Below are 13108 nucleotides of genomic sequence, written 5' to 3' on the forward strand. Positions count from 1 at the left end.
GTCAGTCCTCGGTTTTTGGCGTTGTGGTGTCGGCATCGTGCAGATGACGGGACAGGTAGATGCCCTGGCCGATCAGGAACAGCAAAGTCATGCCCAGGCTGCCGAAGACCTTGAAGTCGACCCAGTAGCTCTGGAAGGTGAACGCGACAAACAGGTTGGCGGCACCGCAAAACAGGAAGAAGGCGATCCAGGCGATGTTCAGGCGCGTCCAGACCGGCTCCGGCAAGGTCAGCGCGTGGCCCATGATGCGTTTGATCAGCAGGCTGTCACCGACGAAGTGGCTGCCGATGAACGCAAGGGCGAACAGCCAGTTGACCACCGGGGCTTTCCACTTAAGGAACGTCTCGCTGTGGAACGCGAGCGTCAGGCTGCCGAAGACCAGGCAGGCGATCAGGGTCAGCCACTGGCTCTTCTCCAGCTTGCGCTGCTTGATGAACAGTGTGCCGTAGACCACCAGGGAACTGACGATCAGCATCGCGGTGGCGCTGTAAATACCGCCTACAGTGATCTCATGACCGGCGATGTCGACGACCTGTGGGTCGATTTTGAAGACGATGAAAAACAGCAGTAGCGGGATGAAATCGATGAATTGTTTCACAGTGGCAGCCAGAAGCAGGATGTGGCGGCATAATAACAAACATATGGGCGCGCGATAGCGCCAGCTTATTTGAGGTTACAAAGCCCTGTGAATGTTGATTTGCACTGCCATAGCACGGCCTCCGATGGCGCCCTGGCGCCTGCGGTTCTGGTGGCGCGGGCGTTCGAGAAAGGCGTGCGAGTCCTGGCCTTGACCGATCACGACACCCTCGAGGGCCTCGACGAGGCCCGGCACGCGGCTACCGCGCTGGGGATGCAACTGGTCAACGGCGTCGAATTGTCCTGCACCTGGGGCGGCGCGACCATTCATATCCTGGGCTACGGTTTTGACGTCAACGCCGCGCCGTTGGTCGAGGCCATCGCCAGATTGCATGATGGCCGCTGGCTACGCTCCGAGGAAATCAGCCGCAAACTGGCGCTCAAAGGCATGCCGGGGGCGCTTGAAGGCGCCCGGGAGATCCAGCAGGAGCTGGGCGACAGCGGTAACGCGCCGGCCCGCCCGCATTTCGCCGACTGGATGGTGCGTGAAGGTTTCGTCAAGGATCGCGCCGAGGCGTTCCGCAAATGGCTGGGCGCCGGCAAGCTGGGCGACGTCAAGCAACACTGGCCGACCCTGGAGGAAACCGTCGAAACCCTGCGCGCGGCCAAGGCCTGGGTGAGTCTGGCACACCCCTGGCACTACGAATTCACGCGCAGCAAGCGACGTCGCCTGATTGCCGACTATATTCAAGCAGGGGGCCACGCCATCGAAGTGGTCAATGGTTACCAGCCTGCCGAGCAAGTGGGCAGCCTGGCCATTCTGGCCCGCGAGTTCGGTCTGCTGGTCAGTGCCGGCAGTGATTTTCATGGCCCCGGAGGCTGGTCGGAGATCGGTGAATACCGGCCACTCCCGGAGGATCTGCCACCGCTATGGTGTCGATTCAAACATGACCCAATTATTGCCGCCGTCTGAACAGGTAGAGAATGTGAGTCAATTTTTCCAGATTCATCCGGAAAACCCGCAAGCGCGCCTGATCAAACAGGCGGTCGAGATCATCCGCAAGGGCGGGGTGGTGATTTATCCCACGGACTCTTCCTACGCCATAGGTTGCCAGATCGGCGACAAGGTAGCCGTGGAGCGCGTTCGGCGTCTGCGGCAGCTGGATGAAAAGCACAACTTCGCGCTGATTTGCAGCGACCTGTCGCAACTGGGGCTGTTCGCCAAGATCGACACCGGCACTTTCCGCATTCTCAAGGCCCATCTGCCGGGGCCGTATACCTTCATTCTCAACGCCACCCGCGAAGTGCCGCGGCTGTTGTTGCACCCGAAGAAACGCACCATCGGCCTGCGTGTGCCTAGCCACCCGATTGCCCTGGCGCTGCTGGCTGAACTGGGCGAGCCGTTGATGAGCGTAACCCTGATCATGCCAGGCGATGACGATCCGTTGAGCGATCCGCACGAAATGCGCCAGTTGCTCGAACATCAGGTCGATCTGATCATCGACGGCGGTTTCGGCGGGATCAAGGCGTCCACCGTGATCAGCCTCGCCGACGGCGAGCCGGAAGTCATTCGCGTTGGTTGCGGCGATCCTGCGCCGTTCATGGTCGAGGCCTAGATGTCCGCAGTAGAACCCGTCGACAGTCAGGCCGGAGCCCAGCAGGAACTGCCCTTCGCCATGGTCTATGGCCAGGCGGTCATGGAAATGCCGCTGGACCTGTACATCCCGCCGGATGCCCTCGAAGTCTTTCTCGAGGCGTTCGAAGGCCCGCTCGACCTGCTGCTGTACCTGATCCGCAAACAGAACATCAACATCCTCGACATCCCGGTGGCGGAAATCACTCGCCAGTACATGGGCTACGTCGAATTGATGCAGTCGGTGCGCCTGGAGCTGGCCGCCGAATACCTGGTGATGGCGGCGATGCTGGCCGAGATCAAGTCGCGGATGCTGTTGCCACGGGCCGAAACCGTCGAAGACGAAGAGGAAGACCCGCGCGCCGAACTGATTCGCCGCTTGCAGGAATACGAGCGTTTCAAGGCTGCCGCCGAAGGCATCGACGGCCTGAGTCGCGTCGGCCGTGATGTGGTGGTGCCCAAGCTTGACGCCCCGGAGGCCCGGGCGCGCAAGCTGTTGCCGGATGTGCGCTTGTCAGAGCTGCTGTTGTCCATGGCCGAGGTGTTGCGCCGTGGCGACATGTTCGAAAGCCATCAGGTCAGCCGCGAAGCGCTGTCGACCCGCGAACGCATGAGCGATGTGCTGGAGCGCCTCAAGGGCGGCGGTTTCGTACCGTTTGTCGAGCTGTTCACCGCTGAAGAAGGGCGCTTGGGGGTGGTGGTGACCTTCATGGCGATCCTTGAATTGGTCAAGGAATCCCTGGTCGAGCTGGTGCAGAATGAGCCATTTGCCGCGATCCACGTGCGAGCCCGAGCCGAATAACGAGTCGAAACATGAACCTGACTGAACCCCGTGATCTGGCACCCTTGCTTGAAGCCTTTCTGTTGGCCTCGGGAAAGCCGCAATCTTTGGAAAGCCTGTTCGAACTCTTCGAAGAAGGCGAACGCCCGGAACCACCGGTCTTCAAGAAGGCCCTGACGATTCTCGCCAAGTCCTGCGATGGCCGCGCGTTTGAACTCAAGGAAGTGGCCTCGGGGTATCGCCTGCAAATTCGCGAGAAATTTGCGCCTTGGGTCGGGCGTCTGTGGGAGGAGCGCCCGCAGCGTTACTCCCGGGCCATGCTGGAAACCATGGCACTGATTGCCTATCGCCAGCCGATCACCCGCGGTGAAATCGAAGACGTGCGGGGCGTGGCGGTCAACAGCAATATCGTCAAGACCTTGATGGAGCGCGAGTGGATCCGCATCGTCGGCTACCGCGACGTGCCCGGCAAGCCGGCGATGTTCGCCACCACCAAGGCGTTCCTCGATCACTTCAACCTGAAGAACCTCGACGACCTGCCACCGCTGGCGGAACTGCGCGAGCTGGAACCGGATCCGGTGCTCGACTTCGATGATGCCCCGGTACCGGCAGCCCTGCAGGAACTGGCCGACGCCAGTGCCGAACCGGAAGAGCCCAAGGAAGAAACCAGTTTCCACACGCTGCTGCTGGAACTGGACAGCATGGAGGAGGGGATCAAGACCGATTTCGACGATTTGCTGCGTGATGGGGCGTCGCCTGAATTCGATCCGGAACAGTCGGTCATCGAGCCAGAAGTCGAAGCGGCACAGCCCGAGCCTGAACCGGAAATTGAACCGGAGCAAGAAGACGACATCCTCGGTGTCGCCGAAGCCCGGGAAAAGCTCCTGGCCGCCGTTGCCGCTCTCGAACAACCGAAACCCGAGCCCGAATTGTCGGACGAAGAAGCCGAAGCCCAGGCCCTGGCCGAAGCCATCGAGGCCGAACGGCGCCAGTTCGAAGATTGACACCGATCCTGTAGGAGCGAGCTTGCTCGCGATGGTCGTGAACGATGACGCGCACATCCGGATGCCCGTGGCGCCATTGGGTTTTTCGCGAGCAAGCTCGCTCCTACAGGGGGTTGTGATCGCCGAATGATCAAGTTGCGTGTCACCGGTCGGCGGAAAAACAAATAACCTTGCCTTGATCAGCTAGTCTCTGATGCGCAAACGCCCTCATGCGCGTATGATTCGCGACCCTTCGGCGATCCCTTCGCCCAAGTACCCAGTTTTCAGACCACACCGGGAGGTGCCCAGATGAGTATCAAAGACCAGCAAGACGACCAGCCAATCGGCCCAGCAGGCGAAAAACTGCAGAAAGTCCTCGCCCGTATCGGCGTCGGCTCGCGCCGTGACGTGGAAGCCTGGATCAGCCACGGCCGCATCAAGGTAAACGGCAAAGACGCCACCCTTGGCCAGCGTGTCGACATGCACGACGCCATCACCATCGATGGCAAGGTGATCAAGCGCGAAGAGGCTGCCGAGTCGGTCCGCCGCGTGATCATGTACAACAAGCCCGACGGCGAGATCTGCACCCGTGTCGACCCGGAAGGCCGTCCGACCGTGTTCGACAAGATGCCGCGCCCTAAAGAGGGACGCTGGATCAACATCGGTCGTTTGGACATCAACACCACCGGTCTGCTGATGTTCACCACCGACGGTGAGCTGGCAAACCGCCTGATGCACCCTTCCTACGAAATGGACCGTGAATATGCGGTACGTGTGCGTGGTGAAGTCGATGACGAGATGATCGAGCGTCTGAAGGCTGGTGTTGTCCTTGAAGACGGCCCGGCCAAGTTCACCGACATCAAGCAGGCGCCAGGCGGTGAAGGTTTCAACCACTGGTATCACTGCGTGGTGATGGAAGGTCGTAACCGCGAAGTTCGTCGCCTGTGGGAATCCCAGGGCCTGGTGGTCAGCCGTCTGAAGCGCGTGCGTTTCGGCCCGGTGTTCCTCAACTCCGACCTGCCGATGGGCCGCTGGCGCGAAATGAGCCAGTACGAAGTCGACATCCTGAGTGCCGAGGTCGGCCTGACGCCGGTCGCGATGCCGCAGATGAACGCCAAGAGCAAGGACAAGCTTGACCGGATGCAGCGCAAGTCGTCGCGTCCGATGGCCAAGACCGAACGCGTTCGTACCCTGCGTCCAGCCACTGGTGCAGCCGCCGCACCTGCCGCGCCTCGTGCCAGCCGCGAGCCGCAGATCGAAGGCGAGCGTCCAGGGCGCAAGCCTGCTGCCCGTCAGGACGGCGAACGCGGTCCACGTACGCCACGTCCGGCCAACGGCCGTACCGAGCGTGGCGAAGGTCGTGGTACGCCGGTAGCCGATCGCCCGGCCGACACCAAGCGCCCGGCCAAGCCCGCGCCGAAGCGTCCGGGGATCAAACTGGTCGACGGTGACACGCCATCGGGCAAGCGCCGTGGCGCACCGGCCGGTTCCGGCCAGCGTCCAGGCTTCGGTCGTCGCAAGCCGGAGTGAGGCAGCGGTAAGCTGTTAGCGGCAAGTGAAAAACGCCAACCTTCGGGTTGGCGTTTTTTTTCGTCTGGCTTTATGTCCGTATTGTTTTTGAGGGCGCCATCGCGAGCAAGCTCGCTCCCACAGGGTAATGAGTTTGCTCGGAGAATCGCGATTAAAATGTGGGAGCGAGCTTGCTCGCGATGGCGCCAGTCGTCGCGCTGAGACCTCCAATATGGAAATCATGGTTTACGCGATGTAAAGAAATCCTGACAAAAACCACGGATTAACCCCGTGGATTCGCCACTCCCTGGATACCGTAAGAAAACGCTTACGCTTCAGCGTCTTCCTTCCTCCTTCCGACCCTCTGGCCCGCTTGTTTCACCGCTCCATGCAGGGTGTTATGCGCGCCATGCCTGTCGTGCAGGTGCATAACAAAAAGGAGGCGCAATGAACGCCGCAATCCGTTTTCATCTCTCCGCGAGTGGCGTGTTTGGCGCCGTCTGCGTCGATGATCCGCAAGGATCTGACCCATTTTTTGCAGCCGCCCGAGCCTCTCGGGGCGGACACAGGCAATCCCGGCCATAGACACGCTTGTCCAGCGGGTCTGGCAGCAGGGGGTTACAGGTGTACAATGCGCCGCGTTTTACCTGTGACCTCCTGCGCATCTGCGCAAACCTCAAGGCTATCCGCCTTGTTCACTCCGTCGCGTCACGAGCGTGTCGGGTTCGATTTCGTCACAGATAAAAACAAACAGGTGACGCATGACCGTTGTAATTACGCTGAACTCCTGGTGCCTGCGCTGGGGTTTGATCGGTGCCGCTTAACGCCTTTCTTGAGCAGCAACGTCTACTGAACATCATCAAACCTTGCGTGAGACCCTTTTCATGAGTGGACAAAACCCGCAATCAGGCGAGCTGAAACGCGGCCTGAAAAATCGCCACATTCAATTGATCGCCCTCGGTGGCGCGATCGGTACCGGCTTGTTCCTCGGCTCGGCCGGGGTGCTGAAATCCGCCGGCCCGTCGATGATCCTCGGCTACGCCATCTGTGGCTTCATCGCCTTCATGATCATGCGCCAACTGGGTGAAATGATCGTCGAAGATCCGGTGGCCGGCTCCTTCAGCCACTTCGCGCACAAGTACTGGGGCGGCTTTGCCGGCTTCCTGTCGGGCTGGAACTGCTGGATCCTGTACATTCTGGTGGGTATGTCCGAGCTGACCGCGGTCGGCAAGTACATCCACTACTGGGCGCCGGACATCCCGACCTGGGCCTCCGCAGCTGCCTTCTTCGTGCTGATCAACGCCATCAACCTGGCCAACGTCAAAGTCTTTGGCGAGGCCGAGTTCTGGTTTGCGATCATCAAGGTCGTGGCGATCGTCGGCATGATTGCTCTGGGCAGCTACCTGCTGGTCAGTGGCAATGGCGGCCCGCAAGCTGCGGTCAGCAACCTGTGGTCCCACGGTGGCTTCTTCCCGAACGGTGTCACGGGTCTGGTGATGGCCATGGCTTTCATCATGTTTTCCTTCGGTGGCCTGGAAATGCTCGGTTTCACCGCTGCCGAAGCCGACAAACCGAAAACCGTGATTCCGAAAGCGATCAACCAGGTGATCTACCGGATCCTGATTTTCTACATCGGTGCATTGGTGATCCTGCTGTCGTTGACGCCGTGGGACAGCTTGCTGACCACCCTGAACGCTTCCGGTGATTCCTATAGCGGCAGCCCGTTCGTGCAAGTGTTCTCGATGCTGGGCAGCAATACCGCTGCGCACATCCTCAACTTCGTGGTCCTGACCGCTGCGCTGTCGGTGTACAACAGCGGCACCTACTGCAACAGCCGCATGCTGCTGGGGATGGCCGAGCAAGGCGATGCGCCAAAGGCATTGGCGAAGATCGACAAGCGCGGTGTGCCGGTGCGCTCGATCCTGGCCTCGGCCGCCGTGACTCTGATCGCGGTACTGCTGAACTACCTGATTCCGCACAGCGCGCTGGAACTGCTGATGTCGCTGGTGGTGGCCACCCTGGTGATCAACTGGGCGATGATCAGCTACTCGCACTTCAAGTTCCGCCAACACATGAACAAGACAAAACAAACGCCACTGTTCAAGGCCTTGTGGTATCCGTACGGCAACTACATCTGCCTGGCGTTCGTGTTGTTCATCCTTGGTGTGATGTTGTTGATTCCGGGGATCCAGACATCGGTGTACGCGATTCCAGTGTGGCTCGTGTTCATGTGGGTCTGCTACGGCATCAAGAACAAGCGCAGCGCGCAACATGCACTGCAGGTTGCCGGCTCTGCGGCGAAGTAAACGCAGAACGCAGAAACAACGAACCCGGCCATGTGCCGGGTTTGTTTTTTTTCGGGGTTCACATAAATCCCTTTGTGGGAGCAAGCCCGCTCCCACATTGGTTCTGCTGCGTTCCTGACACTCATTCGCGGTATCCTGCACACTCTGAATACGGACGCTTTTCCATGCTGGTGATTTCCAACAACGTGCAACTGCCGGATGCCGAGATCGAGTTGACGGCCATTCGCGCCCAGGGCGCGGGTGGGCAGAACGTCAACAAGGTTTCCAGCGCCGTGCACCTGCGCTTCGACATTCCGACGTCGTCCTTGCCCGAGTTCTACAAGGAGCGGCTGCTGGCGCTGCGCGACAGTCGCATCACCAGCGACGGTGTGTTGATCATCAAGGCCCAGCAGTACCGGACGCAGGAGCAGAACCGCGCCGATGCGCTGTTGCGGCTGACCGAGTTGATCCTCAGTGCCACCAAGGTCGAGAAAAAGCGCCGTCCGACCAAACCGACCCTCGGCTCGAAGACCCGTCGCCTCGAATCCAAGAGCAAGCGCGGCAATATCAAGGCCGGGCGCGGCAAGGTCGACTTCTAGCGGGCGTCCCGCGCTTCGCGTTGCTTCGGCGCCTGCCGGTACAGGTATAGGCTCAGCATCAAACCGCTGAGCGCGGCGAGGGCGGCGAACAGGAAGATCGAAGCGAACCCGAACCCGGCGGCAATCGCCCCGGCCAGCGGCCCGGTGATCCCCAGCGACAAGTCGATGAACAGCGAATAGGCGCCGACCGCTGCACCACGGCTGGAGGCCGGGACCAAGTTGACCGCCTCCACGCCCAGTGCCGGAAACACCAGCGAAAAGCCGAAGCCGCTCAGCGCCGCACCCGCCAGTGCCCAATGGGCATCCGGTGCCAGCCACAGCAGGAGCAATCCCAGGGTTTCCACTGACAGGCAGGCAATGGCCACGCGAAAGCCGCCGAGGCGGTTGATCAGGTTGCCGAACAGTAAGCGCGCGCCGATGAAGCTGGCGCCGAACAGGCTTAGGCACAGCACCGCGTTGTCCCAGTGTTGCGTGGCGTAATACAAGGTGATGAAGGTGGCGATGGTGCCGAAGCCGATGGAGCCCAGGGCCAGGCCGCAACCGTGGGGGAAGACTCGCCCCAGCACATGCATGAACGGCAGGCGCTCACCGGCAACGATCGGCGCGGCGGTTTTCGGCCAGGCCAGCAGCAGGCCGAGGATCGCCAGCAGCACAATGCTCACTCCCATGCTCCACAAGCCCAGTTGATGGACGAGCAGCACGCCCAGGGGCGCGCCGACAGCCAGTGCGCCATAGCTGGCGATACCGTTCCAGGAGATGACCTTGGCCGTGTTCGCCGCGCCGACCCGGCCGATGCCCCAGCCAATCGAGCCCGAGCCCACCAGGCTTTCCGCGCTGCCGAGCACTAGGCGGCCGATCAACAGGCTGATCAGGCTCAAGGTCGGCAGGCTCTGGGTCCAGGCCGAGACCAGCATGAACACACCGCTCAAGCCGCAACCGGCCAGGCCATACATCACAGCCAGTTTGCTGCCCTTGTTGTCGATGATCTTCCCGGCATAGGGGCGGCTGAGCAGGGTGGCCAGGTATTGCACGCTGATCACCAGACCCGCGATCACCGCGCCGAAGCCCAGGTCGCTGTGGACGTAACCGGGCAATACGGCCAGGGGGATGCCGATGTTCAGGTAGCCAATGAAGGTGAAAAGGACGATGGAAACGACTTGCAGCGTGACCGCCAGGGGGCGCTGGTTTTCAGGCATGGGTAAAGGTCCACGGTAAAGCAGGATAGATAGGCTGCTTATGATAGCGGTGTGGACGGTCGTCGGTTGTGAAAAAGTAAAACTATTTACCGGGCGGTGGTCATTCAGCTTTGACGGGAGCGACCAGTTGCGTGGTGACCAGGGCGGCCAGCGCATTTTCCTGGGTGCCGAAGCGGGCGAGCAAAGCGGCTTGTTTCTCGGGAGAGAGGCGATTCCAGATCTCGATCATTTTCTCGGCGGTGCCGATCAGGACGCTGGCCTGCGCTTCGCTGAATTCATCGGTCATGGAAAGTCTCGTTTCAGGCAGTGTGGAAAGCGCATGGTAGCGCTTTCCACACGGTCTGTACGGCGGGTGTTTCAGTCTTCACTGTCAGCCTGGCGGCTGTCAGTGGCTTCTTTCGGCTCGGGCTGTTGGGCTCCGGCTTGCTGCGTGGTCGTCTGCTCAGGTACGTGCAGGCTTGGGAAGGGGAGATTAGGAATCTCGTGCATGGTTGCGCTCCTCGCTAAGTCTGTTGATAGATCTGGTAGATCCGCGCTTTAAAAAAGCCTGGGCAGGATACAGCACTGAAAATGACAAACGGACTTTTATATCCATTTGTTTCGACGGATGGGGTTGTATAGACAGATAAGTAACAATTACGCAGAAGCAAATGTGGGAGCGAGCTTGCTCGCGATTGCGGAGTGTCATTCAACGATGATGTTGACTGATAGACCGCTATCGCGAGCAAGCTCGCTCCCACAGGGGGATTGCAGTGCCCGAGGGTTACTTGCAGACGTTGGCAATCGCCTCGGCCAGCAAATCCAGGCGCGTGGCATCAATGCCGGCCACGTTGGCCCGGCCCGAGCTGACCATGTACACGCTGTGATGATCGCGCAGGTTCTTCACTTGCTCAGGCGACAGGCCGGTGTAGGAGAACATCCCGCGTTGCAGGCCAATATGGGCAAAGCGCTCGCGCAAACCGTGAGGCTCCAGCGCTTCCACCAAACCGCTGCGCAGTTGGGCGATACGCAGGCGCATCGCTTCAACTTCGTCGGCCCACAGGCGTTTCAGCTCTGGATCACCGAGGATGGTCGCTACAACGGCAGCGCCATGATCCGGCGGCGTCGACCACAGGTTGCGGGCGATGTTGGCCAGTTGGCTGCGGATATCCACGAGCTTGTCGGCGGTTTTCGCGCAGACAATCAGCGCGCCGGTGCGGTCGCGGTACAGGCCGAAATTCTTTGAGCAGGAACTGGTGATCAGCAGTTCCGGCAACTCGGCGGCGAACAGCCGGGTCGACCAGGCATCCTGTTCCAGGCCATCGCCGAATCCTTGATACGCGAAGTCGATCAGTGGCAGCAGTTCGCGCTTGCGTACTACCTCCAGCACCCGCTGCCAGTCATCCTGGGACAGGTCGAAACCGGTCGGGTTGTGGCAGCAGGCGTGCAGCAAGACCACGTCACCCTTGGGCGCTTCATTGAGTGCTGCCAGCATGCCGTCGACGTCGAGCCGGTTGTCACTGCCCACGTACGGGTAGTGGCTGACCTTGACCTTGGCTGCCGCAAAAATCGTTTCGTGGATCGGCCAGGTCGGGTTGCTCAACCACACGCCGCGACCTGGCAGGCACTGGGCGATGAAGTCCGCGCTCAGGCGCAACGCCCCGGTGCCGCCCGGAGTCTGGGTGGCGCCGGCGCGTTGTGCGCTGATCAGCTTCGAGTCGGCACCGAGCACCAGTTCATTGATCGCTTTGCCGAACGCCGGTTCGCCGTGACCACCGATGTAGGTCTTGGTGGACTGGTGATCCACCAAGCGCTGCTCGGCAAGCTTCACTGACTCGAGAATCGGCGTCAGGCCCTGGGCGTCCTTGTAGACACCCACGCCCAAATCGAACTTGCGCGGGTTAGGGTCCTGCGCGTAGGCCTCCATCAGGCCCAGAATCGGGTCGCCAGGCACTCGACCGATGGCGTCGAAATGCATTACTTGCGCCCCTCAGCGTCCTTCGCCACTTCGTCAGTGCGCGCGGCCATGATGAAATCGTTGCGGTGCAGGCCCTTGATCGAGTGGCTCCACCAGGTCACGGTCACTTTGCCCCACTCGGTCAGCAGGCCCGGGTGATGGCCCTCGGCTTCGGAGATTTCGCCGACGGCGTTGGTGAACGCCAGGGCGTGCTTGAAGTTCTTGAACAGGAAGACCTTTTCCAGCTGCATGACGCTGTCACGTACTTCGATGTTCCAGTCCGGGATCTGCTTGATCAGGATCGGCAGTTCTTCGTCGCTGACTTGTGGGGCGTCGGCGCGGCAGGCTTCGCAATGGGCTTGGTTCAAAGTGGACATGGTGTGTTTCCTGTAATCGAGTGTTTTTATATCGGTCGACAGTGCCGTCACGCTAAACCAAAGCGACGGTGACTGACAGACTCACTTGTCAGCAAAAGTCGCGGTTCACGCAGCTTTTGGTTTTGGCGGAAATTTCGGCGTGTGCAGACCCATCTGCATCGCTTGCTTGACCATGCCCATGATGTCTTCGTGGGCCAGGTCGAACAGGCGCTTGAGGTTCGGCAGAACGAAATACAGGGGTTGCAGGATGTCGATGCGGTAAGGCGTGCGCATGCATTCCAGCGGGTCGAAGGCTTGGTGTTCAGGCTCGTTCGACAGGCTGTAGACAGTCTCTTTCGGTGAGGACAGGATGCCACCGCCGTAGATGCGCTGGCCTTGCGGGGTGTCGAGCAGGCCGAACTCGATGGTCATCCAGTACAGGCGCGCCAGGTACACGCGTTCTTCCTTGGACGCCTTGAGGCCGAGCTTGCCGTAGGTGTGGGTGAATTCGGCGAACCACGGGTTGGTCAGCAGCGGGCAGTGACCGAAGATCTCGTGGAAAATGTCCGGCTCTTGCAGGTAGTCCAGTTCTTCGCGGGTACGAATAAAAGTCGCCACCGGAAACTGCTTGCTGGCCAGCAATTCGAAAAAGGTCTGGAAGGGAATCAGTGCGGGAACCCGGGCAACCTGCCAGCCGGTGGTTTCAGCGAGGACCTTGTTGATTTCGCCGAGTTGAGGAATGCGGTCGTGGGGCAGACCGAGTTTTTCGATACCGTCCAGGTACTCCTGGCACGCACGCCCTTCGATCACTTTCAGTTGACGAGTGATCAGCGTGTTCCACACCGCGTGTTCTTCGGCGGGGTAGTCGATAAAACCTTGCGCATCGGGCTCGCGAGCCACGTATTGCGTCTGCTTCATGCTGCTCTCCTGCTAGGGGATTTCGTTCTTGTTATGTACTGCTATGGACCTAGAAATACCTCAAGAATTGCGCTGTTGCAGCAGGTGACTCTGGTAATTCGCAGGAAGATTTACCGTTTTTCGTAAATTTTTCGTTACGGATTAACTGCTGTGGCGCAGATGTTGAGTTTTTCGGGTTTGAAAAGCATCGTACCTGTCACATAATCTTGACGACTATCTGAGCACCTCAGCAGAAAAATAATCCCCGTAGGAGCGAGCCTGCTCGCGATGGACGTTAACGAAAACGCGTTCATCCTGAATAAACGCGTTGCGCTCGACTCCATCGCGAGCAGGCTC

14 protein-coding genes are annotated in these 13108 nt (G+C 60.1%); 7 read left to right on the forward strand and 7 right to left on the reverse strand.

Annotated elements, in window-relative coordinates; genetic code table 11:
- Nucleotide 1 precedes the first annotated feature (1 nt).
- The gene (locus tag AC1Q6Y_RS18310) at nucleotides 2-598 is read right to left on the reverse strand and encodes a septation protein A (protein WP_057715933.1); all 597 of its coding nucleotides are present in this window, start codon (nucleotides 596-598) and stop codon (nucleotides 2-4) included.
- An 87-nt stretch (nucleotides 599-685) separates the two neighbouring features.
- On the opposite strand from AC1Q6Y_RS18310, the gene AC1Q6Y_RS18315 reads away from it, so the two are divergent.
- From AC1Q6Y_RS18315 to arfB, 7 genes are all read left to right on the forward strand, one after another.
- Entirely contained in the window at nucleotides 686-1549 is an 864-nt protein-coding gene (locus AC1Q6Y_RS18315) for a PHP domain-containing protein (RefSeq protein ID WP_057715932.1), read from the forward strand.
- Between the two features lie 13 nt (nucleotides 1550-1562).
- Nucleotides 1563-2192, forward strand: a complete 630-nt coding sequence (locus AC1Q6Y_RS18320; protein ID WP_223502913.1) for an L-threonylcarbamoyladenylate synthase — start codon at nucleotides 1563-1565, stop codon at nucleotides 2190-2192.
- Nucleotides 2193-3011, forward strand: a complete 819-nt coding sequence (locus tag AC1Q6Y_RS18325; protein WP_007984128.1) for a segregation and condensation protein A — start codon at nucleotides 2193-2195, stop codon at nucleotides 3009-3011.
- A gap of 11 nt (nucleotides 3012-3022) precedes the next feature.
- Nucleotides 3023-3994: an SMC-Scp complex subunit ScpB gene (gene scpB, locus AC1Q6Y_RS18330; RefSeq protein ID WP_090453783.1), complete on the forward strand. Its 972-nt coding sequence runs from the start codon at nucleotides 3023-3025 to the stop codon at nucleotides 3992-3994.
- Nucleotides 3995-4282: 288 nt separating this feature from the next.
- Nucleotides 4283-5503 carry a 23S rRNA pseudouridine(2605) synthase RluB gene (gene rluB / locus AC1Q6Y_RS18335; RefSeq protein WP_057715929.1) on the forward strand — a complete coding sequence of 407 codons (1221 nt, stop codon included), beginning with the start codon at nucleotides 4283-4285 and terminating at the stop codon, nucleotides 5501-5503.
- An 863-nt stretch (nucleotides 5504-6366) separates the two neighbouring features.
- Nucleotides 6367-7788: an amino acid permease gene (locus AC1Q6Y_RS18340; protein WP_057715928.1), complete on the forward strand. Its 1422-nt coding sequence runs from the start codon at nucleotides 6367-6369 to the stop codon at nucleotides 7786-7788.
- Nucleotides 7789-7952: 164 nt separating this feature from the next.
- Nucleotides 7953-8366, forward strand: a complete 414-nt coding sequence (gene arfB / locus AC1Q6Y_RS18345) for an alternative ribosome rescue aminoacyl-tRNA hydrolase ArfB (protein ID WP_489339992.1) — start codon at nucleotides 7953-7955, stop codon at nucleotides 8364-8366.
- Here arfB and AC1Q6Y_RS18350 read toward each other — a convergent pair.
- The 6 genes from AC1Q6Y_RS18350 to phhA all read right to left on the reverse strand — a co-directional run bounded on the left by AC1Q6Y_RS18350 (nucleotide 8363) and on the right by phhA (nucleotide 12772).
- Entirely contained in the window at nucleotides 8363-9562 is a 1200-nt protein-coding gene (locus AC1Q6Y_RS18350; protein ID WP_102669766.1) for an MFS transporter, read from the reverse strand. The two genes, arfB and AC1Q6Y_RS18350, sit on opposite strands and share 4 nt — an antisense overlap.
- Nucleotides 9563-9662: 100 nt before the next feature.
- The gene (locus AC1Q6Y_RS18355) at nucleotides 9663-9848 is read right to left on the reverse strand and encodes a hypothetical protein (RefSeq protein ID WP_057715925.1); all 186 of its coding nucleotides are present in this window, start codon (nucleotides 9846-9848) and stop codon (nucleotides 9663-9665) included.
- A 71-nt stretch (nucleotides 9849-9919) separates the two neighbouring features.
- Nucleotides 9920-10051 carry a hypothetical protein gene (locus AC1Q6Y_RS18360; protein ID WP_339553974.1) on the reverse strand — a complete coding sequence of 44 codons (132 nt, stop codon included), beginning with the start codon at nucleotides 10049-10051 and terminating at the stop codon, nucleotides 9920-9922.
- 274 nt (nucleotides 10052-10325) lie between these two features.
- Entirely contained in the window at nucleotides 10326-11519 is a 1194-nt protein-coding gene (locus AC1Q6Y_RS18365; protein ID WP_492624940.1) for an amino acid aminotransferase, read from the reverse strand.
- Nucleotides 11519-11875, reverse strand: a complete 357-nt coding sequence (locus AC1Q6Y_RS18370; RefSeq protein ID WP_007938547.1) for a 4a-hydroxytetrahydrobiopterin dehydratase — start codon at nucleotides 11873-11875, stop codon at nucleotides 11519-11521. Before AC1Q6Y_RS18370 ends, AC1Q6Y_RS18365 begins: the two co-directional genes overlap by 1 nt.
- Before the next feature lie 105 nt (nucleotides 11876-11980).
- Entirely contained in the window at nucleotides 11981-12772 is a 792-nt protein-coding gene (gene phhA, locus AC1Q6Y_RS18375) for a phenylalanine 4-monooxygenase (protein WP_489339993.1), read from the reverse strand.
- Between the last annotated feature and the right edge of the window lie 336 nt (nucleotides 12773-13108).

It is taken from the genome of Pseudomonas sp. GW823-FHT06E10 (assembly GCF_058794995.1).

What these genes read in the sequence shown, in the direction of transcription:
- AC1Q6Y_RS18350 (WP_102669766.1), bottom strand. Translation starts at nt 9,562, where the DNA reads ATGCCTGAAAACCAGCGCCCCCTGGCGGTCACGCTGCAAGTCGTTTCC.
- AC1Q6Y_RS18355 (WP_057715925.1), bottom strand. Translation starts at nt 9,848, where the DNA reads ATGACCGATGAATTCAGCGAAGCGCAGGCCAGCGTCCTGATCGGCACC.
- AC1Q6Y_RS18340 (WP_057715928.1), top strand. Translation starts at nt 6,367, where the DNA reads ATGAGTGGACAAAACCCGCAATCAGGCGAGCTGAAACGCGGCCTGAAA.
- scpB (WP_090453783.1), top strand. Translation starts at nt 3,023, where the DNA reads ATGAACCTGACTGAACCCCGTGATCTGGCACCCTTGCTTGAAGCCTTT.
- AC1Q6Y_RS18370 (WP_007938547.1), bottom strand. Translation starts at nt 11,875, where the DNA reads ATGTCCACTTTGAACCAAGCCCATTGCGAAGCCTGCCGCGCCGACGCC.
- rluB (WP_057715929.1), top strand. Translation starts at nt 4,283, where the DNA reads ATGAGTATCAAAGACCAGCAAGACGACCAGCCAATCGGCCCAGCAGGC.
- AC1Q6Y_RS18360 (WP_339553974.1), bottom strand. Translation starts at nt 10,051, where the DNA reads ATGCACGAGATTCCTAATCTCCCCTTCCCAAGCCTGCACGTACCTGAG.
- phhA (WP_489339993.1), bottom strand. Translation starts at nt 12,772, where the DNA reads ATGAAGCAGACGCAATACGTGGCTCGCGAGCCCGATGCGCAAGGTTTT.
- arfB (WP_489339992.1), top strand. Translation starts at nt 7,953, where the DNA reads ATGCTGGTGATTTCCAACAACGTGCAACTGCCGGATGCCGAGATCGAG.
- AC1Q6Y_RS18365 (WP_492624940.1), bottom strand. Translation starts at nt 11,519, where the DNA reads ATGCATTTCGACGCCATCGGTCGAGTGCCTGGCGACCCGATTCTGGGC.
- AC1Q6Y_RS18325 (WP_007984128.1), top strand. Translation starts at nt 2,193, where the DNA reads ATGTCCGCAGTAGAACCCGTCGACAGTCAGGCCGGAGCCCAGCAGGAA.